The 22,683-nt window shown below is 37.2% G+C and carries 18 protein-coding genes and 1 tRNA gene; 11 read left to right on the top strand and 8 right to left on the bottom strand.

Features of this window, described 5'->3' with window-relative positions:
• A partial coding sequence (locus tag I215_RS15675; protein ID WP_008991117.1) for a glycosyltransferase family 2 protein occupies positions 1-3,701 on the bottom strand: 3,701 nt, incomplete at its 3' end.
• Complete coding sequence (locus I215_RS06230) at positions 3,698-4,987, bottom strand: glycoside hydrolase family 2 TIM barrel-domain containing protein (protein ID WP_008991116.1); 1,290 nt, start codon at positions 4,985-4,987, stop codon at positions 3,698-3,700. The genes I215_RS06230 and I215_RS15675, both read right to left, overlap by 4 nt.
• Before the next feature lie 246 nt (positions 4,988-5,233).
• On the opposite strand from I215_RS06230, the gene argS reads away from it, so the two are divergent.
• Positions 5,234-7,015 (top strand): arginine--tRNA ligase, encoded by a 1,782-nt coding sequence (gene argS, locus I215_RS06225; protein ID WP_008991115.1) that lies wholly within the window; start codon positions 5,234-5,236, stop codon positions 7,013-7,015.
• Positions 7,016-7,155: 140 nt separating this feature from the next.
• Here the strand turns inward: argS and I215_RS06220 are convergent, their stop codons facing one another.
• Entirely contained in the window at positions 7,156-7,506 is a 351-nt protein-coding gene (locus tag I215_RS06220) for a DUF6686 family protein (protein WP_040459909.1), read from the bottom strand.
• A 424-nt stretch (positions 7,507-7,930) separates the two neighbouring features.
• On the opposite strand from I215_RS06220, the gene I215_RS06215 reads away from it, so the two are divergent.
• From I215_RS06215 to I215_RS06200, 4 genes are all read left to right on the top strand, one after another.
• On the top strand, positions 7,931-8,701 hold the full coding sequence (locus I215_RS06215; RefSeq protein WP_008991113.1) for a hypothetical protein: 771 nt from the start codon (positions 7,931-7,933) through the stop codon (positions 8,699-8,701).
• 122 nt (positions 8,702-8,823) lie between these two features.
• Positions 8,824-10,131, top strand: coding sequence for an MATE family efflux transporter (locus tag I215_RS06210; RefSeq protein ID WP_237738931.1), 1,308 nt, complete (start codon positions 8,824-8,826; stop codon positions 10,129-10,131).
• A 183-nt stretch (positions 10,132-10,314) separates the two neighbouring features.
• Positions 10,315-11,643: a signal recognition particle protein gene (gene ffh, locus I215_RS06205; protein ID WP_008991111.1), complete on the top strand. Its 1,329-nt coding sequence runs from the start codon at positions 10,315-10,317 to the stop codon at positions 11,641-11,643.
• Positions 11,644-11,708: 65 nt separating this feature from the next.
• Positions 11,709-12,602: a bifunctional 5,10-methylenetetrahydrofolate dehydrogenase/5,10-methenyltetrahydrofolate cyclohydrolase gene (locus I215_RS06200; protein WP_008991110.1), complete on the top strand. Its 894-nt coding sequence runs from the start codon at positions 11,709-11,711 to the stop codon at positions 12,600-12,602.
• A 44-nt stretch (positions 12,603-12,646) separates the two neighbouring features.
• On the opposite strand, the gene I215_RS06195 is transcribed toward I215_RS06200, so the two are convergent.
• A complete protein-coding gene (locus tag I215_RS06195; protein ID WP_008991109.1) occupies positions 12,647-13,681 on the bottom strand; it encodes an AI-2E family transporter in 1,035 nt (344 codons plus the stop codon).
• Positions 13,682-13,981: 300 nt separating this feature from the next.
• Positions 13,982-15,733, bottom strand: a complete 1,752-nt coding sequence (rho, locus tag I215_RS06190) for a transcription termination factor Rho (RefSeq protein WP_008991108.1) — start codon at positions 15,731-15,733, stop codon at positions 13,982-13,984.
• 192 nt (positions 15,734-15,925) lie between these two features.
• Here rho and I215_RS06185 point away from each other — a divergent pair, with 192 nt between their 5' ends.
• A complete protein-coding gene (locus I215_RS06185; RefSeq protein WP_008991107.1) occupies positions 15,926-16,336 on the top strand; it encodes a DUF4293 domain-containing protein in 411 nt (136 codons plus the stop codon).
• 128 nt (positions 16,337-16,464) lie between these two features.
• Here the strand turns inward: I215_RS06185 and I215_RS06180 are convergent, their stop codons facing one another.
• Positions 16,465-18,054 (bottom strand): peptide chain release factor 3, encoded by a 1,590-nt coding sequence (locus I215_RS06180; RefSeq protein WP_008991106.1) that lies wholly within the window; start codon positions 18,052-18,054, stop codon positions 16,465-16,467.
• A gap of 262 nt (positions 18,055-18,316) precedes the next feature.
• On the opposite strand from I215_RS06180, the gene idi reads away from it, so the two are divergent.
• The 5 genes from idi (at position 18,317) to I215_RS06155 (ending at position 20,763) form a co-directional block, all read left to right on the top strand.
• Complete coding sequence (idi, locus tag I215_RS06175) at positions 18,317-18,859, top strand: isopentenyl-diphosphate Delta-isomerase (RefSeq protein ID WP_040459920.1); 543 nt, start codon at positions 18,317-18,319, stop codon at positions 18,857-18,859.
• A complete protein-coding gene (locus tag I215_RS06170) occupies positions 18,856-19,260 on the top strand; it encodes a 6-pyruvoyl trahydropterin synthase family protein (RefSeq protein WP_008991104.1) in 405 nt (134 codons plus the stop codon). Before idi ends, I215_RS06170 begins: the two co-directional genes overlap by 4 nt.
• 44 nt (positions 19,261-19,304) lie before the next feature.
• Positions 19,305-20,306 carry a type I phosphomannose isomerase catalytic subunit gene (locus I215_RS06165; protein ID WP_008991103.1) on the top strand — a complete coding sequence of 334 codons (1,002 nt, stop codon included), beginning with the start codon at positions 19,305-19,307 and terminating at the stop codon, positions 20,304-20,306.
• 34 nt (positions 20,307-20,340) lie between these two features.
• Positions 20,341-20,622 carry a hypothetical protein gene (locus tag I215_RS06160; protein ID WP_008991102.1) on the top strand — a complete coding sequence of 94 codons (282 nt, stop codon included), beginning with the start codon at positions 20,341-20,343 and terminating at the stop codon, positions 20,620-20,622.
• A 67-nt stretch (positions 20,623-20,689) separates the two neighbouring features.
• A tRNA-Thr gene (locus I215_RS06155) sits at positions 20,690-20,763 on the top strand.
• 216 nt (positions 20,764-20,979) lie between these two features.
• Here the strand turns inward: I215_RS06155 and I215_RS06150 are convergent.
• Together I215_RS06150 and gldI are read right to left on the bottom strand one after the other, a co-directional pair.
• The gene (locus I215_RS06150) at positions 20,980-22,080 is read right to left on the bottom strand and encodes a peptidylprolyl isomerase (protein WP_008991101.1); all 1,101 of its coding nucleotides are present in this window, start codon (positions 22,078-22,080) and stop codon (positions 20,980-20,982) included.
• A 16-nt stretch (positions 22,081-22,096) separates the two neighbouring features.
• Positions 22,097-22,669, bottom strand: coding sequence for a gliding motility-associated peptidyl-prolyl isomerase GldI (gldI, locus tag I215_RS06145; protein WP_040459905.1), 573 nt, complete (start codon positions 22,667-22,669; stop codon positions 22,097-22,099).
• Between the last annotated feature and the right edge of the window lie 14 nt (positions 22,670-22,683).

Raw genomic sequence — 22,683 nt, 5'->3', positions numbered from 1 at the left:
TCGGGTATTGTAATACTTGCTTGGGATGTATTACCAATTGATTTCATTACTAAAGAGTTTCCATAAACATCACATTTTACCAAGAACCATTCGAGTCTACTGTTTTCGAGATTTGGAACTTGGTAACTCCATGGGGTTTCTGAGGTTTTAAATACCGCTGTATACTTGTATGGAAAATCCACTTTTAATCGAGAAGCAGGTTTTAAAATGTTAATTTTTAGATCTTCTGGAGTGTACTTTTGGTGATTTAAAAAAGATTGAACCCTATAAAGATCTGGTTTTATAGCGCCTTTAAAATCGATCAACCCATTTAAGTCCATGCTGTTACTCTCATGTCTATCTTGAAAGTTAGCAATATAGAGGCTTTTGTTCTCTTTGTAGAGTGCTTCCACTTGTGGGAGTGTTTTAGGAGGTACAGTACCTAATTGATAGGCAATGTGATGCTGTTTTGCAAATGCAACAAATTCTTTCAGATAACAATTGTCTTCTTCCTTATTTAGGTTTAAAGCTAGGGCGTCAATAGGGGGCGCCTTAGAGAGTAGTATTGCGGTGTTTGTAATTGTGTACTTATTTAAGTCTAGGGAGACGATAATCGGACGAGAGGAATCTTCGGACTTAATTTTTATCAAAAGTTCTTGTAACCAATCAGTATACTGTTGTTGTTTAGAATCAATGTGTTCTGATTTGTACGTTTTAGCATAATGACTCAGTAAGTCATTTGAGAAATGCCAAGAATCAATAATTTGCTCATTTTTTAATTGGCGAACCTTGTCTAGTACTTGATTTTCTATCTTTTCTATGAATGCGATATTGGTAAAGTCTTCAATCTCGGGGAGCCAAAAACCATAATCGATTTGTAAATTGTACTGTTTTGCTGTTTTAAATACATTGTGGTTGTAAATGGGGCTTCCAAAATATTTTACACGATTAAACCCAAGTGTTCTTATCTGGCTAAAATCTTTTTGAAGGGTGTTAATATCAAGAGTGTAATAATTTTTATACCAATTAAGACCCTTGTTATAAATAACTCCTTTGATATTTTTAGTGATCTCCACAAAGTTTGTAGTGTGCTGGGTTAACTTAAGGGTGTCGGTGGATAAGGGGATACAATTTTCTTGACGAATTTCAGCCTCCCAAAGGGTTCTTCGAAGCTGGTTGTAATCTGCAATTTTCCAATTTAATATCGAGGTGTCTAGCTGTTCAGGCACATTTCTATCGATTGAACTATTAAAAATTACCAAATGATTAATCTCAGGGTAGTTGTCAGCGATACTTTCTACCCCTTGGTTAATCCAGGTGGTTTGATTGGTGTTATTGGCTAAGCTACCGAATTCTGCTAGGATGACGGGTTTTTGGATTCCTTGGGAAGTAAGAGCATTTTTAAATGGAGCGTACCAATGATCAAAACTGGGCTGTTTGCCATAATTCAGTGCAGTTAGTCCCACATAGTCAACATAAGTGTCGCCAGGGTAATATAAATCAATCGCCTCTGATTTCCATGGATTCCATACCCATTTTACATTATCCACACCAAGTTCTTTGTAAATGTTCCAGATATAGACCCATGCCTTTTTGAATTCTTCAGCTGTATTGTTCCCGCTTTGGGACCATGGGTAAAAAGGGTTGTCAAACTCATGTGCAAATCTTAAATACACTGTTTTTCGATAATTTTTAAATGCAAAGGCTGTTTGTTTGATATAATTATCGAAGTCTCCTTGTAGAATATGTTTAAAAATATTTTTGTTTTCTTGATATTGCTTTCGACTTTTACTGAAGCTAAAATCATTGCTCCAAGGTTCCCAGCTAATAATGGGAGTGTGTTTATTCTGATTTAGGACCTTTTTTAGATTCTTGAATTGAAAGGTGTCTCCCCAAGGGATATAGTGTGCACTGATATCGAAGGCGATATTTAATTTTTGCTCTACTTTTTTTATTTCTTCGGCATTACTGAAACCATTGTTGTATAGTGGGTTATATATGCCTAAGTAGCGTTGGGAGAGATGTGCTGGTTTTACATTTGAATCAACTCCATCCCATTTTCTATATTGTTGTTTGTTAATTGAAATCAGAGAAAAGCACATAATTAAAAGAAGTAATGGCATCCCTGTCTGGCGTACCAGACTATAGATAGCATGACGAAATCTCCACAATTGAACCTTCACATTGAGGTTGGTTTGGTAAGCCTTTTTGGAAAAGTTATTCTTTATCGCGGCCAGTTGACTGGATTTATGGAAACCCAGATAAATGGTGAAAAACATGAAGAAGGCATTTAAAAGTGCGAACCCGGACATAAATAGACTAAATGGCGTGAGGTTTTTTTGTAAGCCATAGATAATCGAGGCTAAGGATACAACCCCCACTATGATATTCGGGGCAAGTAACTTCCAACTAGTTTTATCTTCTCCTGTTTTTGGGGTTGGTAGGTATGGGATCTTTTTGGAAAATACGGTGTAAATACATCCCAAACAAAATATCCACCAAGTGCTGATTTGCAATAATCCTCCCACGGCATGAAAACCTCGTTCCGTCTCTTCCATAACCCAGCGTTGGACATAATTTCTAATGATAATTACAGTGGCCATTAAAGGAAACAAACTTAGTCCGAACAGTAATATATTGCCTTTCCACGGAGTAATGGAAAAGCTTAATGAAATGATAGGAATTAAAAAATTGATCAAATAAATAAAGCCAAAGATATAATGTAAAGGAATCAGACCGTAATGAATGCGCTGTCTCCAATTAAATTGCTTGAATAACTTTGGGTACACATGAGCAAGTAAATCTGTGGTGCCTCTAGCCCATTTTAATTGTTGTTTGTAGTATGCTGTTAATGATGATGGAACTAGACCTCTAGCTAAAATCTTCGGAACATAAACTGACTTCCATCCCTTTGCATGTAGTTGCATAGCGGTATGCATATCTTCGGCTAACCCAGGGGCGTGACCTTGAATGCTATCCAGGGCCGCACGTCTAAAGGTGCAATTTGCCCCGATAGCATTTACGGTCCCATAGCTGTTCATACACATCATAATGGGGCCATAAAACTGAAACGTCTGTTGGGCGGAACCTTTTGCTACATATGATTCGTGGAGGTTTTTGTATGCTTGAACTATTTGTACAAAACCTATGTTGTCATCCTCGAAATAGGGCAGGACATGATCCAAAAACTCCGGCGCTGGAACGTGGTCTGGATCTAAGATTACACATATTTCACCTCGGGCAATTTTACATAAGGCATTATTGATGTTTCCAGCCTTTGCGTCAGTGTGAACCGATCTTGCGATGTGGCGAATATCATGCTTAAGACAAAAGGTAATCAAACGAGGATCATTGGCCTCATCACATAGAATAGTCGTATGTGGATAGGTTATATTTTTAATAGCTATCAAAGTGTTTTCAACCATCTCATAGGGCTCACCTGGGAAATAGGTAGTCAATATATCTACCGTAAAGTTTTTTGTCAAGGGCTGAAACTTAGGGATGGAGATATCCCAGTAGTGATACCATTCGTATAATATTCTTGCTAGACTGTAGGCTAGTGTCGTACAGAGTAGGATGTAAAGAAATTTGTTTCCAATTTTATCGATGGAAAAGAAAATAAACACAAAATAAATCAGGGCAAGACAACCTACAACGATCATAAATCGCAAAGTGATTTTTTCCTTTTTAGTAGGTGGTTGTATAGTAATACGACGTTTCATCTTAAAACGTAGAATGGTATATTAGCGGTGGTAAAGTTTTGATTTGTATCATATAAATAAACAAATAAGCGATAAGGCCCCTCATTTTCAGGCGCTTGGAAAGTTATTTTTTCTAAACCTTTTGTCAAGGGGTAAGTAGTTGGCTTGATCTCCTTTTTACCGGGTTCGACATTCCACCCTTCTTTTACGATTTCCCAATGTATATCCAGACTGTCTGAAGCTTTGTATTCAACCTTAGCTTTACAAATTGTATTGGGCTCTATAATAATGTCAGACCAACTGTTTTGGGAATTTAAAAGCATGTTTTCTATTAAAGGCGGGCGATTTAACATAGTGTTAGGTCCTTGAAAATACTGAGCAACGCTATTGGCCATATTGCTTTTTCTTCCCTGAGAATCTAACAGGCTAAACCAGGTATGCGTGGTTTCTTGCTTCTCTCCCCAGTAGAATACAAGGTCTCCAAGGTTTCTAGAAGGATATGCATCTAGGTATTGGGTGTATACTTTTTCGATTTCCTTTGCTTTTTCACCATCTTTATGTTCAATGGTTGAATTCCAATTTGTTTTTCTATTTATCCAGGGGCCTTCTGCTCCCCACTCGCTAATTAAGAAGGGTCCATCCCAAAAGAGACTTAATTTGGAAATTTGAGAATCCATTTCATGGATTTGCCCAAAGATGTTAATGGAGATAAAATCTAAATTAGGACTTCTTCTCTGAATACTAAAAATTCGTTTTTTTGAAATAGAGGCAATACTAGTAGAGACAGGATGGTTGGGATCCAATTCATGAATTTGCTTTAAAAGTGTGTTAAAAAATGCGATAAAACTAAGCTGCCTGCTGTTCAAAAAATAGTCGGTTGGAAATTGTAGTTCATTGCCCAGCATCCAAAATAAAAGTGCGGGATGATCTTTGTGACCTTCCACAAGCTTTTTAATGCGGATAAAGGCGGAATCCCGATTGGCTTGAGACTGATAAAAGGTGCTTTGGTAATTTGCCATTGGAATATCAACCGCTACTGCCAAATTGTGGGCCAAGGCCTTATCTAATACTGTCTTTAGATCGGTGGTGTCATAGACGCGAATGGTATTTGCGCCAGCCTGGGCTAAGGACTCGATATGGTCTGGGGAACCTGCAGCCCCTTTAATTTTAAAAGGTAGGGAGTTTCTCATAAGGGTGAACCCTTCTGTTGTTTTAGCTACATATACAGTTTTCTCTTCGTGGAACTCAGAAGGTGTGGAGCAATAAGTCAGTAGGGTTAGAATTAAAAAAAATAGTATTTGACGCATGTATTTTAGGATTGCTCTTTAAAGTTAAAACAAGTGCTTAATCCATCAGTTTTATACAGTCCAATGTCCTAAAAAATAGACGAATGGAAATACTTTTAATTGCTCAAGAGGACAAATCTTACATTAAGTGGAAGTCTTCAATTTGCTGTAATTTAAATTTGCATTGATTTGAAGTGTGATTTGTCTATAGCTCAGACTTTAAAACATGAGCTAAATACTTATATTTGCAGCTAAATTTGAAAGTTGATGAATATTCAAGAGCTTATTATATCCAAGGTTAAGGAGGCGGTAGCTACGATTTTTGAAAAAGAACTCGAAATGGTAGAACTTCAAATCACCCGAAAGGAATTTGAAGGTGATTTAACGGTTGTAATCTTCCCAATGCTTCGCACCCTTAAAGGAAATCCACAACTTATAGGTGAAGAGATAGGGGCTTACCTAGAGCTCAACATGGATCAGGTGATTCGTTTTAACGTCGTAAAAGGATTTTTAAACTTGGTTATTTCTGAGTCTTATTTCATGGACTTTTTTAACGGGATTAGAACCCAAGCCCATTTTGGGTATGTAAGTGCAGAACCAGGAAGTAATGCTGTAATGGTGGAGTATTCATCTCCAAATACCAACAAGCCATTGCATCTAGGACATGTTAGAAATAATTTGTTGGGTTATTCGGTATCGGAGATCCTGAAGGCCTCTGGGAAGAAGGTTTATAAAACTCAAATTATAAATGATCGCGGAATCCATATTTGTAAGTCTATGCTGGCTTGGCAAAAGTATGGCAATGGTGAAACTCCGGAGTCCACAGGGCTTAAAGGAGATAAATTGGTAGGGAACTACTATGTGGAATTTGATCGTGCTTATAAAGAGCAAATCAGTGAGCTTATCGCTCAAGGTGTTGATGAACAACAAGCTGCAAAACAAGCTCCTATTATATTAGAGGCTCAAGAGATGCTTCGAAAATGGGAAGCTGGAGATACCGAAGTGGTTAGGCTTTGGAATACAATGAACGGATGGGTGTACGATGGTTTTAATAAGACTTATAAGAATTTAGGAGTAGACTTTGATCAGCTTTATTACGAGAGTAATACCTATTTATTAGGGAAAGATATTGTCGCAGAAGGTTTAGAAAAAGGTGTTTTTTATACTAAAGAAGATGGTTCTGTTTGGATCGATTTAAGCGAGGAAGGCTTGGATGAAAAGATCGTGCTTCGCTCCGATGGAACAGCTGTTTATATGACGCAAGATATTGGGACTGCGATTCAAAGGGTAAAGGATTTTCCAGATGTGGGTGCCTTGGTTTATACTGTTGGAAATGAGCAGGATTATCACTTTAAGGTCTTGTTTTTAATTTTAGAAAAGCTTGGATATTCATGGGCAAAACATCTCTATCACTTAAGTTATGGGATGGTTGATTTGCCTGATGGTAAAATGAAAAGCCGAGAAGGAACGGTAGTGGATGCTGATGAACTTATTCAACAAATGACGGATACTGCTGGGGAAATTTCAGCAGAGCTAGGTAAGCTAGAAGGCTTTAGTGAACAGCAAAAGCAAGAACTTTATAAGACCATTGGTCTTGGGGCTTTAAAGTATTATATATTAAAGGTAGATCCTAAAAAACGAATTTTATTCAACCCTAAAGAATCCATCGATTTCCAAGGAAATACAGGCCCTTTTATTCAGTATACCTATGCTCGCATACAATCCATTATCCGCAAGGCGGATTTTGATTATGAATCCAATGTGAGCCCCACCTACGAGTTACATGAGAAGGAACGAGAACTTATTAAATTGATGCAACAATTCCCAGAAGTGATTCAAAATGCAGCTTCGAATTACTCTCCAGCACTGATCGCTAATTATGTCTTTGATTTAGTGAAGGAGTTCAATTCTTTCTATCAGAATGTCTCGATCCTTGGAGCTGACCAGCTTGAAGAAAAAATATTTAGAGTTCAACTTTCTAAAAAGGTTGGTCAAATTATAGAAGATGCACTCGTATTGTTGGGTATTCAAGTGCCTGAGAGAATGTAGCACTCCTTTAATTATATAAAATTTAAAAACCCCAAGACTTCTTGTTTTCTTGGGGTTTTTCCTTGTTATAAGCAAGGTTGAACTAACAAACTCAAAATATAATTGGCTTTCTTTTTTTCAGATCTAATGTCAGGCGAAGCTTAATTTGGCTGCCAATTGTAATTTATATCTGATGCCGTGATCAGCTCTTGATTACTTTGATGCATGGCTATCAAGCGTTTTAATTCCAAAACCTCCGCTTTGTTTAGTAAAATCAATAGATTGGATTGAATAGTCGGTATTGGAATGCGCTTTTCATATATCGAATATTTGAATTCTTCTTCCCAAAAGTCAACCTCTAATGTATACATATACCGTTGAAAACTTTCATATTCACCTTGGGTGAAATTAAAGTTGAGGTTGTTAAATAACAATTGATACATGTGATTATGCTGGCAAAAAATGAGTAATCCGTTCTTTGATCTGCTTAGTATTTTTAGGTGTTTACACATGGTCAATTGGTTTAAATGAAACTCTACTAAAACAAAATTATAAAATTTATTTAGATTTAATAAAAATAAAAGTATATTTGTTCATCTATTATCCATGAAATAGTTGATTGACCTTTTATTGTTTTTAAGCTAAGGTACTTTAGTTTTTATCTCTGAAGAGAGGGTAGGGTTAATCGAACAAAAATTCAAAAATTCTTAATAGATGTGATTGTAATTAGTTGACTTTGTGTATCCATAAGGAAAATTACATTATTAGTTTCATCATTAAATTCATGTGGTTAGGGGGCAATCTGTAGTAGACTGCTCCCTTTTTGAATTTAATGATTGATTTATGTTATTATGACAAAGAGTGTTGCTTTGTGCCAATCCACTCGGATGCGTGGTTGAATGTAAAAATTCTATATATTGCAAAAAAAGTACATCTATGAATAAATTTTTTTACGGGCTGATCCTTATATTGGGCTTTATATCTTGTTCGGATGGTGATGACGCTAATGAAATTGCTAGATTAACTGCTTCAAATCGATTATCAACTGGGGATTCTGCAAGAGACTTCTTGACCCAGGACCATTATAAAGAGCTCGTAATGGAGATTGTATATGTGGAAGAATTTCCACCTTCAGATGAAGCTTTGCATAGTTTGGTGGAATTTATAAATCAATATTGTCATAAATCAGGGGGTATAGAAATTACAAAAAGAGCTATTGAATCTCCATCAAAGGAGTTTTATACCATTTCTCAGGTTGATAGTCTAGAAAAGGAGTTACGTGGACATTACAATAGTGATGGTCGTTTGGCTATGTTTGTTTTTTATCTCGATGGGAGGTATAAAAGCATGGAAGAATCTTCAAAATCAAGTGGTTTTGATGTGGTTTTGGGAGTTTCTTATAGAAATACTTCTTTTGTTATTTTTAAGCAAAGTATCAATTCCATGACCACTTCGAAGTCATTTGCATTAGAGAGTACGGTACTAAGGCATGAATTTTCTCATTTGCTAGGACTTGTCAACGTGGGTACCCCTATGCAACAAAATCATATTGATCCTGAAAATGGACATCATTGTAATGTAGAGGACTGTCTTATGAATTACAAAATCGAAACTGGATGGGAATTTTCTGGTTTTAACACAGACCAGCAGCTTCCACAGCTCGATAACTATTGTGAAGCGGATTTACGAGCCAATGGTGGTAAATAAGTTATTTAAATCTAAAGGGCTATAGTATTGCTTACCGTATTAATTATTAATTTTGTACGGTGATGCAACAAAGGATACTTTTTTCTAACGAAAATAAACACATTTTAAATACCATACTCAAATTGGCATTTCCTATAATAATTGCCAATGTTTTACAAACCATGTACCAGCTCGTAGACACCTTTTGGTTGGGACGCTTAAGTGCCAACGCGGTAGCGAGTGTGAGCTTGAGTTTTCCAATTTTATTTTTAGTGGTTTCCTTAGGTGGGGGTTTAACTCTTGCTGGGACTGTTATCGTGGCGCAGCATAAAGGAGCGGGGGATCAAAAAATGGTCAATTATGCTTCTTCACAAACGGTCATGGTTATTTTTTTCATTTCTATTATTTTAGCTCTTATTGGTTATTATTCTGCAGGGACTTTGATGAACCTAATCGGTGCAGGAGAGGAACTCATGGATGATGCCGTGATTTACTTTCAGGTGTCTTCCTGGGGTTATATCTTTATGTTTATGTTTTTTGTCTATCAATCTCTAATGAGAGGGATTGGTAATGTTATTATACCCATGTATATTGTTCTGGGAACCGTGTTTTTAAATTTGGTTCTAGATCCTTTATTTATCTTTGGTTATGGTCCCATCCCTGGATATGGGGTTGCAGGAGCTGCGATAGCTAGTATTTTTACCCAAGCTATTTCTGCTGCCTTTGGGTTGTATATTCTCTTCAAAGGAAAGAGGGGTATTAAGATTCGTCTTATTCATATGAGTTGGGATTTTAAGTGGGTTAAAAACTTATTTTCTTTAGGACTTCCAGCGAGTTTGGATCAATCAAGTAGAGCTGCGGCAATGGCGGCTATGGTGATGCTAGTCACTAGCTTTGATAGTGAAATAGTAGCTGCTTATGGAGTAGGGGCGCGAATATTGAGTTTAGTGGTCGTTCCCGCATTAGGGCTTTCTATAGCAACTACTAGCCTAGTTGGGCAAAACATAGGAGCAGGTCGGTTGGATCGTGCAGAGCGGGTAGGTAATATAGGGATGCTTATAGCGGCAATTGGCTTGAGCCTTTTAGGAATTATATTATTTTTCCTTGCTGAACCTTTAACGCGTTTCTTTGTCCCAGATGATCCGCATGTTATTGAAGTGGGATCAAAATTCATTAAGATTATGGCGCCTACCTTTGGGCTTTTAGGGATTCAACAGGTACTCAATGGTGTGTTTAATGGAGCTGGACTCACAAAAGTTTCCATGCTTATTTCTGTAATGGTACTTTGGATGGCTAGATTTCCAGTAGCATTTATGCTTTCCAATAATACCAGTCTAAGCTATGAGGGTATATGGTGGGCTTTCCCAATTTCAAATGCCATCGCAGCCATGATTGCATTTATGTATTACAAGAGAGGTAGTTGGAAAAAAATACAACCACAGCTGGTGTAATGGCTAAATTTTTACGGAAGTGTTTTTAATTTTAAGCTGCTGTAAATCCCCTGATTAAGAAGTCTAAAATAACTTTCGAACTTCGAGTTCAAATTCTTAAATTTGCAACTCTCTATAAATTCGCAGTTGAATTTTTTGAGAATATTACCAATTCTCAGTATTGAGTAAAAGCAGTAAGATAATATGTTTGATAATTTAAGTGAAAAATTAGATAAAGCCTTTCATGTTCTTAAAGGACATGGGCAAATTACCGAGGTTAACATAGCAGAGACTCTTAAGGAGGTTAGACGTGCATTGTTGGATGCGGATGTGAACTTTAAAACAGCCAAAGAATTTACCAACTCGGTTAAAAGCAAAGCGCTTGGGCAGGATGTATTGACATCCTTGAAGCCAGGACAGTTGATGGTGAAGCTTGTCAAAGATGAGCTTACCGAGCTTATGGGTGGTGAAGCCGCTGGGGTGGATCTCTCAGGTAATCCTTCTGTTATTTTAATGGCGGGTCTTCAGGGGTCAGGTAAAACAACCTTCTCAGGTAAATTAGCTAATTTTCTAAAAAATAAAAAAACAAAGAATCCTCTTTTGGTAGCTTGTGATGTGTACCGTCCGGCTGCGATTGATCAGTTGCATGTTGTAGGTGAGCAAATAGGAGTGTCGGTATATTCCGATAGAGAGAATTCTGATCCAGTAGCTATTGCTAAGGCTGGTGTGGATTATGCGAAGGCTAATGGTCATAATGTGGTTATTGTGGATACCGCAGGTCGTTTGGCAGTGGATGAGCTTATGATGAAGGAAATTTCTAATATTCATAATGCCATTAATCCAAATGAAACCTTGTTTGTGGTTGATTCTATGACAGGTCAGGATGCTGTTAACACTGCAAAGTCATTTAATGATGTCTTAGACTTTGATGGAGTTATTCTTACAAAACTCGATGGTGATACTAGAGGTGGGGCAGCTTTGTCTATAAAATCTGTGGTAAATAAACCGATTAAATTCATCGGTACTGGAGAGAAAATGGATGCGGTAGATGTCTTCTATCCTTCTCGTATGGCTGACCGGATCCTAGGAATGGGAGACGTTGTTTCCTTGGTAGAAAGAGCTCAGGAGCAATACGATGAGGAGGAGGCTAGAAAACTACATAAAAAAATTGCCAAGGATCAATTTGGTTTTGACGACTTTTTGAGTCAGATACAACAAATCAAAAAGATGGGTAGTATGAAGGACTTGCTCGGGATGATTCCTGGCGCAGGAAAGGCTTTAAAAGGAATGGATATAGATGATGATGCATTTAAGGGAATTGAGGCCATAATTCATTCTATGACGCCTGAGGAACGTTCTACTCCTTCTGTCCTTAATGGAAGTAGAAAAAAACGTATTGCAAAGGGTAGTGGAACTTCAGTTCAGGAGGTAAACCAACTTCTAAAACAGTTTACTCAAATGAGTAAAATGATGAAAATGATGCAAGGAGGCGGTGGTAGAAAGATGATGCAGATGATGCAAGGGCTAAAGTAAATTACCTTTTTGCAAATTATGTAATCTGGATTTGTAAACAAGCTTAAAAATAATAAACCTATATAATGGAACTTCTAGACGGAAAGAAAATATCCAATCAAATTAAGGACGAGATTGCAGAAATCGTTCAAAAGATAAAAGCAAGAGGCGAAAAGGTACCTCATCTTGCGGCTGTGATAGTAGGTAATGACGGTGCGAGTCTGACATACGTGGGAAGCAAAGTAAAGGCTTGTGAGCGTGTTGGATTCGAGTCTACTCTTGTAAAGCTGCCAAGCACTACTAGTGAATTGGAGCTTATGCGTAAGATTGATGAGCTTAACAAGAATAAAGATATCGATGGATTCATCGTTCAATTACCATTGCCTGAGCAAATCAATGAACAACGTGTGCTAATGGCAATTGACCCTAATAAAGATGTGGACGGTTTTCATCCAACAAATTTCGGGAAAATGGCCTTGGATATGAGTACTTTTATTCCAGCGACACCTTTTGGTATTCTAGAGCTGTTGGAGCGATATAACGTTGAAACTAAAGGAAAACATACTGTGGTCATAGGTCGCTCACATATCGTGGGACGCCCAATGAGTATTTTGATGGGTCGAAAAGGGTTTCCAGGAAATTCTACAGTAACACTTACTCATAGTCATACTAAAAATATTACGCAGATCACTTCTCAGGCTGATATTATTATCACGGCATTAGGGCATCCGAATTATCTCAAGGCTGAAATGGTTAAAGATGATGTTGTAGTGATCGATGTTGGAATCACCAGAGTACCAGATGAGAATTCTCCCAAGGGTTACCGCATTACTGGAGATGTTGACTTTGATAACGTGAGTAAAAAGGCAAGTTTTATCACCCCAGTTCCTGGTGGTGTAGGTCCAATGACCATTGCAATGCTTCTTAAAAACACGCTTCTAGCAAGAGAGCGCCACCGTGTGACTGCAGAGCCTAAATAAGCGATATAAAAAATAATTTTGAGGTTATGCTAAGCTTACCCTGTCTATTGATGGGGTAAGTTGGTATCCTTATTGCCGTATTCATTTTTGTATATTTTCACCAATAACAGAAATAGACTCAGTAACAAGGGACCAAATACGAGTCCTATAAAACCAAATAAGGGCACACCTATGATCACCCCTATAAGAGTAATAAGAGGGTGGAGATTGGCGAGTCTTCTCTGCACGACCATTCTAAATACATTATCGGTGGACCCAACCACTGCTATTCCATAAATCAGTAAACCTACAGCTTGCCATTGTTCTCCTTGTGCGTATAGAAGTAGGGTTACGGGTATAACCCCAAGGGCTGTCCCAACAAAAGGAATCATGGAGCCTATTACGGTCACTACAAACCAAAATATTGGGTCTTGAACCCCGAAAATATAGTAGCCGATTAGGGCAACTATCCCTTGTAAAAGTGCTACCAAAGGAATTCCGATGGCATTTGATTTTACGACTTCACTACTTTCTTTGGAAATTAATCTGATGTTTTCATCACTAAGAGGAAGGAAGTTCAATACTCTTTTTTGTAAATTCTCCGAGTCTATTAATAGAAAATAGAGAATAAAATACATGATTGTTAAAGCGATCAGTGCATCAAATGTCCCACCAGCTAAGCCTTGAATTTGAGTAGAGACCCAACCTGTGATTTCTTTGGTGTTTAATTCGGTAGATAAACTGAATCCTACATATTGTTCGACCTCCAATATTTTACTTTTTATAATAGCGATCAGATCCTCTGAGTTTGCTACGGCTTTTTGAATCTTAGAGGATAATAATAAAACTATTAAGCTTACCGGTATGATGATAATCACTATTGAAATTAAAATGATAATCGTTGCCGCTACCCAGCGCCTACAGCCTATCTTAACAAGTCGCTTCATGAGCCTTTTGAAAATGACATACATAGTGACTGCTCCTAATATACCTGAGAGGTAAGGAAGCAATTCCTCAATTATAAGATATCCTAATAGTACTATGGATAGAAGTACAAATAGTTGCCGTATGAGGCCTGGACTTAGTTGGTCTTTATACATTTCTAATGATTCAGTAAACTCAAATTTAATCAATGCTTTTATGATTCTACTACTTTAGAGCATATTTTTAACATCATGTACTAATTTGATAGGTGTAAGGACTATTGTTGTCTTAAAATAAGGGTCTTCTTCTAGGCTTTAAATTTGGTGTGAATTTGTTAGATTGGAGCTCAGGGGGGACTCTGCAAGCATTAATCTAGGATGTTTACTGAAAAGTTGTGGTCGTTTTGTAGGCATAAAAAAAAAGCCTGCACTTTTTTAAAAAAGTGCAGGCTCTATTGTATTGTGTCTGCCGATAAATTATTGATTCATCGTCATTAAAAATTCTTCATTATTCTTAGTCATACGAATACGTTGATCCATAAACTCCATAGCTTCAACAGGGTTCATATCCGATAGGTATTTACGTAAGATCCACATTCTTTGAATCGCATTGTCATCTAATAATAAATCGTCTCGTCTAGTTGAAGAAGATATTAAATCAATTGCAGGGAAAATTCGTTTGTTAGCAATACGTCTGTCAAGTTGTAACTCCATATTACCTGTTCCTTTAAATTCTTCGAAAATAACTTCGTCCATTTTAGAACCAGTATCGGTTAGTGCTGTAGCAATAATAGTTAAGGAACCACCGCCTTCTATATTTCTTGCCGCACCGAAAAAGCGTTTAGGTTTGTGTAAAGCGTTCGCGTCAACCCCACCACTTAAGACTTTACCACTAGCTGGTTGAACGGTGTTGTAGGCTCTAGCTAGACGTGTGATGGAATCTAAAAGAATTACTACATCGTGTCCGCATTCTACTAGACGTTTTGCTTTTTCTAATACAATATTGGCAACTTTTACGTGTCGGTCTGCAGGTTCGTCAAAGGTAGAGGCAATTACTTCTCCTTTTACATTACGTTGCATGTCGGTTACCTCCTCAGGACGCTCATCAATTAATAGAATTAATTGATAAACCTCTGGATGGTTTGCTGCAATTGCATTGGCGATGTCTTTTAAAAGCATCGTTTTACCAGTTTTAGGCTGAGAAACGATCATACCTCTTTGGCCTTTACCAATAGGAGAGAAGAGGTCCACAATCCTAGTGGATATGGTGCTTCTATTTTCAGCTAACCTGAATTTCTCCTCTGGGAATAGGGGTGTTAAATGCTCAAAAGATACGCGGTCACGAACAACCTGTGGATTTAATCCATTAATTTGGTTTACCTTAATGAGTGGAAAATATTTTTCTCCTTCTTTAGGTGGACGTACTGTTCCTCGTACAGTATCTCCTGTTTTTAAACCAAATAAACGTATTTGTGATTGAGATACATAAATGTCGTCTGGTGATGAAAGGTAGTTGTAATCGCTACTTCGTAAAAACCCATATCCATCTTGCATGATATCTAAAACACCCTCACTCTCTACAATACCGTCAAATTCAAAATCAGGTTCCCTGTACCTGTTTCTCTTTTCCTTGTCAAAATTGTCTTTATCCTTAGGACCGTTATTGTTATTTTTCTTATGGGAATGAGCTTGATTGTTGTTATTTGGATTATTATTGGGGTTGCGTGCATTGTTAGCGTTCTCGTTACGCTTAGTATTGTTTTGCTGATTGTTGTTAGCGCTGTTAGGCTGTTGTTTTGATTCCGTTTTAGGTTTCTTTACAGCTTCTGGTTTCGCTTGGTTATCAACTTCTTTCTTTACAGGCGCACTCTCTTTTTTGGGTTTTGGCTCTGTTGGATTAGCCTCGGTAACTGGCCTTGAGGGCGCAGGGGTTGAGGTAAATGCTTTATTTGCACCACCATTAGTATCTTCCGCTTTCCCAGTAGATCTTTTTGTGGTACGCGTTCTTTTTTTAGGCCTTTGCGCAGAAGGTGTTTCTTCGCCTTTAGGAGTGTCCTTTTTTGGAGTATCTATAGTGCTTACTGCACTTGGGCTAGCAGCTTGGACGTCGAGAATTTGATAGATGAGGTCGTTCTTTTTGAACGTTTTAAATTTTGGAATACCAGCCACTCTAGCAATCTCATGTAGTTCGGCAAGCTTTTTTGCCTTTAAATCTGAAATTTCAAACATTGATTAAATAAATATATTATTATTTGGTCTGAGGTAAATTATGATTGTTGTTTTGAAAAAAAATAGAAGTACAAAATCTATTGAAGTAAAGTACTCGTTTCGAATTGACTACGCAATATTACAAATTTATTTTAATAAACAAGCATTATTTTTAGAAAAGAACATTATTTTTGCCTAACAAAATTCAAATTTGTGATACAACGAATTCAAACTATTTATTTACTAGTGGTGGTCCTTGTTAGTGGGGCTTTGCCTTTTTGGTTGCCTTTATGGACGGATCAAGAGGCTAACTGGGTGTATGCTCAAGATGAGCTAATGATTCTAGGTGGTTTTGGAGTTGTTTCAATTTTAGCGCTTATCGCTATATTTTTATTTAAGAATAGAAAAAATCAGTTTGTGGTGAACAGACTTAATATGATATTTAATCTTTTTCTACTAGGATTTTTCGTTTATCGGTCGCTAACTTTATCCGGAGAAACGAACGTTTCTGAGAAGGGTATTGGGATGCTTCTCCCTATTGTTTCTATCGTTTTTTTAGTGTTAGCCAATAAGGCTATTAAAAAGGACGAGGATCTCGTAAAATCTGTTGATCGGTTACGATAAACCTAACATCTTAGTATATTAGTGCGTTAAAAAGCCCCTTCATTATGTAGGGGCTTTTTTATGGGATTCTCCACTGGAAATAAGTTGAACTATTGTCCACCTATTTTAGGACGACTCAATATGTTCTGTTATTTGTATTCCGATACAAAATGTAATTTCACTGTCGGATACTTTTGCTGTGCCATTTGTATAGAAAATGCCGAGTCGGCCAAAAAGACTAATTGACCTTGTTTGTCATGAGCTAGGAATTTTTGCTTTACGCGTTTGAATTCAGCAAATTCTTCGTTATTAGGATCTTCTGCTTCTACCCAACACGCTTTGTGTACTGGGAAGTTTTCGTAGCTACACTTAGCCCCATACTCATGTTCTAATCGGTATTGGATCACCTCGTATTGAAGTGCTCCAACAGTTCCAATAATTTTCCTGTTGTTTAATTGCAGGGTGAATAACTGAGCAACCCCTTCATCCATAAGTTGTGTAATTCCTTTTTCCAACTGTTTAGATTTCATTGGATCGGCATTATTAATGTAGCGAAAATGTTCTGGTGAAAAACTTGGGATCCCTTTAAAGTTTAATTGTTCACCTTCAGTTAAGGTGTCGCCGATTTTAAAGTTTCCTGTATCGTGTAAACCTACAATATCACCAGCATAGGATACATCAACAATTTCTTTTTTCTCAGCGAAAAAAGCATTTGGACTTGAGAATTTTAGGTTTTTTTGATGCCTTACATGTAGGTATGGTTTGTTGCGTTCAAAAGTTCCAGATACAATTTTAATAAAGGCCAAACGGTCTCTGTGTTTAGGATCCATATTGGCGTGAATTTTAAATACAAACCCGCTAAATGTATTTTCCGTGGGAGTAACTGCGCGTTCCTCCGCTTTTTTGGGAAGTGGAGGTGGGGCGATGGTAATAAAGCAATCAAGAAGCTCACGTACTCCAAAATTATTTAAAGCAGAGCCAAAAAACACGGGTTGTAGTTCTCCTTTAATGTAGGCCTCTCTGTCAAAATCTGGATATACCTCTGAGATTAACTCTAGGTCTGTTCTTAGCTCTTCAGCTTCGTCTGATCCTATAAGTTTTTCAAGTTCTGGACTTTCGATATCGTCAAATGCTATGGTGTCCTTGATGTTTTTCTTATTGTCACCACTAAATAGATTAATGTTTTTCTCCCAAATATTATAGATGCCTTTAAAATCATACCCCATTCCAATAGGATAACTTAAAGGGCATACTTTTAGTTCGAGCTTTTGTTCGACTTCATCTAAGAGGTCAAAGGCATCTTTTCCTTCCCGGTCTAATTTGTTGATAAACACAATCATTGGGATTTTTCGCATACGACAAACTTCAACCAATTTTTGTGTTTGTTCCTCAACTCCTTTTGCTACATCAATTACCACTATAACACTATCAACCGCGGTTAGGGTTCTAAAAGTATCTTCGGCAAAATCTTTGTGTCCTGGGGTGTCAAGGATATTAATTTTTTTGTCCCTATAATTAAAGGCAAGTACCGAAGTAGCTACAGAAATTCCTCTTTGGCGTTCTATTTCCATGAAGTCACTAGTAGCTCCTTTTTTGATTTTATTACTCTTGACGGCTCCTGCTTCTTGTATGGCGCCTCCAAAAAGTAATAGTTTTTCAGTTAATGTTGTCTTTCCTGCATCCGGGTGGGAGATAATCCCAAAGGTCCGTCTTTTATTGATTTCTTTTTCTAGCTGCATCTCTCTAATTTACAGAGGTGCAAAATTAATCTTTTTCTATCAAAAGGGCGCATAAACTTTAAAACATCTAAAGGAGTGGTTTTGTGTTGTTTTCCAGTCTTAATAATCAGTGGGTTAGTTGTTTAATGTGGGCTATAGCGTCTTATGGTTTTACTGGGCATCTATGTTTTGGGAATTGCTTAACCTTTTTTGTAATTTTGTTGATGTATTTTTAAAGCTCAATAAAGAGTGTACCCTAATTATTAAATTTAAAATTAACACAATGTATAAAGAAAAAGAAAAGGTAGTTCTGGTGGATAAAGATGATCGGCAGATTGGGTTGATGGAAAAAATAGAGGCTCATGAGAAGGCATTATTGCACCGCGCTTTTTCTGTATTCGTGTTTAATGATAAGGGAGAAACCTTGTTGCAGCAGCGGGCAGCTCATAAGTATCACTCTCCAGGGCTATGGACAAATACGTGTTGTAGTCACCAGCGTGATGGAGAAAGTAATATAGCTGCAGGAAAAAGAAGGTTGCAGGAGGAGATGGGCTTTACAACAGCGCTTGAAGAGGTGCTGTCATTTATTTATCATGCTCCATTTGATAATGGGCTCACGGAGCATGAGTATGATCATATTATGGTTGGGAAGTTTAACGACCAGCCAGTGCCAAATCCGGATGAAGTAGCTTCTTGGAAATGGATGTCCTTAAAAGATATTAAAGCTGATATTGCCGTTAACCCTGATCATTATACTGCTTGGTTTAAAATTATTTTTGAAAAATTCTATGTCCATATTGAGCAGCAATCCACCAATGTATTATGAAATTAAAAGTAAGTAGAAAAGCACATTTTAACGCTGCTCACCGCCTGTATAAAAAACAGTGGGATGATACTAAGAATCTAGAGGTTTTTGGCAAATGTAGCAATCCTAATTTCCACGGACACAATTATGAGTTAATCGTTAGTGTTACTGGTGAAGTGGATGAAGAAACTGGTTTTGTAATTGATCTTAAGATATTAAAACAACTAGTTCGAAGAGAGATCGAGGAGCATCTAGATCATAAGAACCTCAATATTGAGGTGGAGGAATTTAAAAACCTTAATCCAACTGTTGAGAATATTGCTGTGGTTATTTACAATCGATTAAAGCCGCATTTACAAGATTTTGAATTGGAAATCGTGCTCTACGAGACTCCAAGAAATTTCGTAACCTATAAGGGATAGATTACCTCCCTGATCAATTTATATATTTAATTCAAAAGCATTAGATGGAAAGTTTAAACCATAATAGTACTTCAAATGACCTATGTTATCCAATAAAATTTTCCCCAATATTCAAGGAATATCTATGGGGAGGGACTAAACTAAAAGAGGTGCTGAACAAGGATGTGACAACCGAGACTGCCTCAGAGAGTTGGGAAATTTCAGGCGTAGAAGGGAATGTTTCTCAGGTATCAAATGGAAGCCTAAAGGGAAGGAACTTGCAGGAATTAATGGATACCTATACCTCAGAGATATTAGGGAATTCTGTTTATAAGCGTTTTGGGACAAAGTTTCCTATTTTGATAAAATTCATTGATGCGCGATTGGATTTATCAGTGCAATTGCATCCTCATGATGATTTAGCCAAAAAGCGCCATAACTCTTTCGGGAAAACCGAAATGTGGCATGTGATGCAGGCAGATCCAGGTTCTAAGCTAATTGTTGGTTTTAATCAAGAGCTCACTAAGGAGTCTTATTTGGAATCTCTTGAGAAAGGACAACTTTTAGAAATCTTAAATCAAGAGGAAGTTGTAGCGGGGGACACCTATTTTATAAATACAGGGAAGGTTCATGCTATCGGAGCAGGAATTTTGCTAGCTGAGATCCAGCAGACCTCAGATATTACATATCGAATCTATGATTATCAGCGAAAGGATAAAGATGGTAATACTAGGGAGCTTCATACGGAGCTCGCGGTGGATGCCATAGATTATTCATTAAAGAAGGATTTTAAGGTGAACTATCCTAAGCAATCCAATACGACCAATAATATGGTTAACTGTCCGTACTTTGTTACTAATTATTTAAACGTGGAAGGTACCTATGTTCAGCAGTTAGTTAATCGTGACTCCTTTACCATATACCTATGTGTAGATGGGAAGGCACAGATTAAAATTGGCGAACATACTGAGAATTTGAGTATGGGTCAGACTGTCTTAGTACCTGCGGTAGTCAATGATGTAGTGATTAGTGCGGCTGATGCGAAAATTTTAGAGGTATATTTGTGAAATTAGCTTATTTTTGCAAAAAAAATAGAATCAAATGGCGAGTGTTAGAAATTTAAAGAGAGATATTAATAATGTACTTGGAGACATTATTGAGGCGGTTTACATATGGGAAATCAGCACGGAGAATCCAAACTCAAAAGCAGGTGATAAGATTATAGATAAGGCAATTACAACCTTTGATGCTCTTATTGAGAAGGTTAATGATAAAACTGTGGAAAACAGAAAGGCACATCTTAAGGATGTCAACAAAGAGTTGGAGTCACAAGCCAATGCGCTAGTTGAGGAGTTAAATAAACTTTCTGTTTCTAAAGCTTAAAAAAGTTTAAATAAAAATTTGGAATAATAAATTTCAGGTTTATATTTGCGCACTTTTAAAAGCAAACGCCGATGTAGCTCAGCTGGCTAGAGCAGCTGATTTGTAATCAGCAGGTCGTGGGTTCGAGTCCCTCTATCGGCTCAGAAAAAAGTCTTTCAGAAATGGAGGACTTTTTTTTTACACCCATTTGAAGGGTAAAATGTTCTTCTTTTGTTGGTCAAGAAAAATTGTAATTCGGTTAATTTTGAAAAATGATTTCGTGCTATCGGGGGTAGGATAACTAATTTTTGGTCAAAAAAATTCTACCAATGTTGCCACTGGTAGAATTTATATAGTTAAAATAACCGATTAATCGAACTATTGAATCTCAGTAATTTCTAGATCAAATACAAGGTCTGCCTTTGGTGGAATAGGACCGTATCCTGCTTCACCGTAAGCAAGGTAATAAGGAATAAACAGACGGTATTTAGAGCCTTCTTCCATTAACATGATCCCTTCCTTAAAGCCAGGAATAATGCCTGCATCAGGGCTAACTTCCATCATCATTGGTTTGTACATCCCGCGAGCTTTTTTTTCTGGATTTACACTACCAAATTTTTCTGCAACTTCTAAAACGCTAGTGTCAAAAAGTTTACCATCCTCATAGTGACCAGAATAATGAACTAGTATCACATCTCCAGTTTTAGGTTTGTTTCCGTTACCTTCACTAATTACTACATATTGAAGGCCAGATTCAGTACTTTGGGCTACTTTCTTTTGTTCTTCAAATTCTGCAGCAGCTTCACTTATGGTTTTCTCAAGTTCTTTTTGTTTTTCTGCTTCCCCAGCAAAATAATCATCCATAACTTTTAAAGCATCAAATTTTCTGGCGTCCTTGCCATTTCTGATGATTTCTACATGGTTGATTACTACCTCGTCAACTGGTCTGTCTTTAGCGGCAGTTTCAACATTTGCAATACTATCCACAACCTCTAAGCCGATAACAACTTCTCCAAACACAGTGTGTTTACCGTCTAAAAAAGGAGTTTCTTTATGAGTTATAAAAAATTGACTCCCGTTGGTTCCGGGTCCTGCATTAGCCATTGAAAGAATTCCTTTTTTATCATGTTTAAGGCTATCTACAAACTCATCTGTAAATTTATATCCTGGATTTCCATTTCCTTCACCTGAAGGATCTCCTCCTTGAATCATAAAATCTTTTATTACTCGGTGGAATATAATACCGTCATAATAGCGTGTTCCTTTTAGGGAGTCAACTACGTGTGTGCTAGTTCCCTCAGCGAGGCTGATAAAATTGGCTACTGTAATAGGGGTTTGTTGGTAGTATAATTCTACAACCATATCCCCTTTATTGGTCTGTATATCTGCAAAGATGCCATCACCTAAATCTGAGTATTTAGAACTAGAACATGATGCAAAAAATAACATTGAAATAAGAATGAGATTTAACTTCTTCATCGTTGTAAGGTTTTTTTTAATTTGCGGTTAAACTATCTGTTGATTTTTGGATAATTTCAATAATATGGATGGTGCTTTTAATGGTTTGGTTGGTTCCAATTCTGTGGTCATCACCATGGTACCCATAGGCCAAAGAGGACGGAAATAAGAAAGTTGCGGTCTCTCCTTCTCTTAAGAGCTTGACAGCTGTTCGCAGACCGGGAAAATAATCTTCCTTGTCGACCTTAAAGTTAATTTCACCTATTTCTTCACTGGAGTAGATGGTCTGGTTGTTTAAGGTTCGTATATCGTAATTTATTTTTACCACATCTCCTTCTTTTGGATGGTAACTGTTTGTGGAATCAAGTTTGTTGAAATAATAAGAGTACCCATTAGGAGAGCTATGGTATTGATTAAGAGTGTCTTTAGTGATTATTCTATCTATAATCGCTTCTTCATGACTCAGTAATGCTTTACTTCGTTCAATGGAAGTTGACATAAAGCTCCCAGTTTTTACACTAATCGGTTTTCTGGGTTTTGGTTGGCTACACCCTGCGGTTAAAAAAACTAGGCAGAGTAGGTATAGGTAGCTGAGGTGTAGTTTTTTCATAAAAATTTCTATTA

Source organism: Galbibacter marinus, from assembly GCF_000300875.1.
In the GTDB taxonomy this organism is placed as follows: Bacteria; Bacteroidota; Bacteroidia; order Flavobacteriales; family Flavobacteriaceae; genus Galbibacter; species Galbibacter marinus.
Note: the sequence above shows the minus strand (reverse complement) of the source record. Positions and strands in the feature narration are given on the sequence as shown.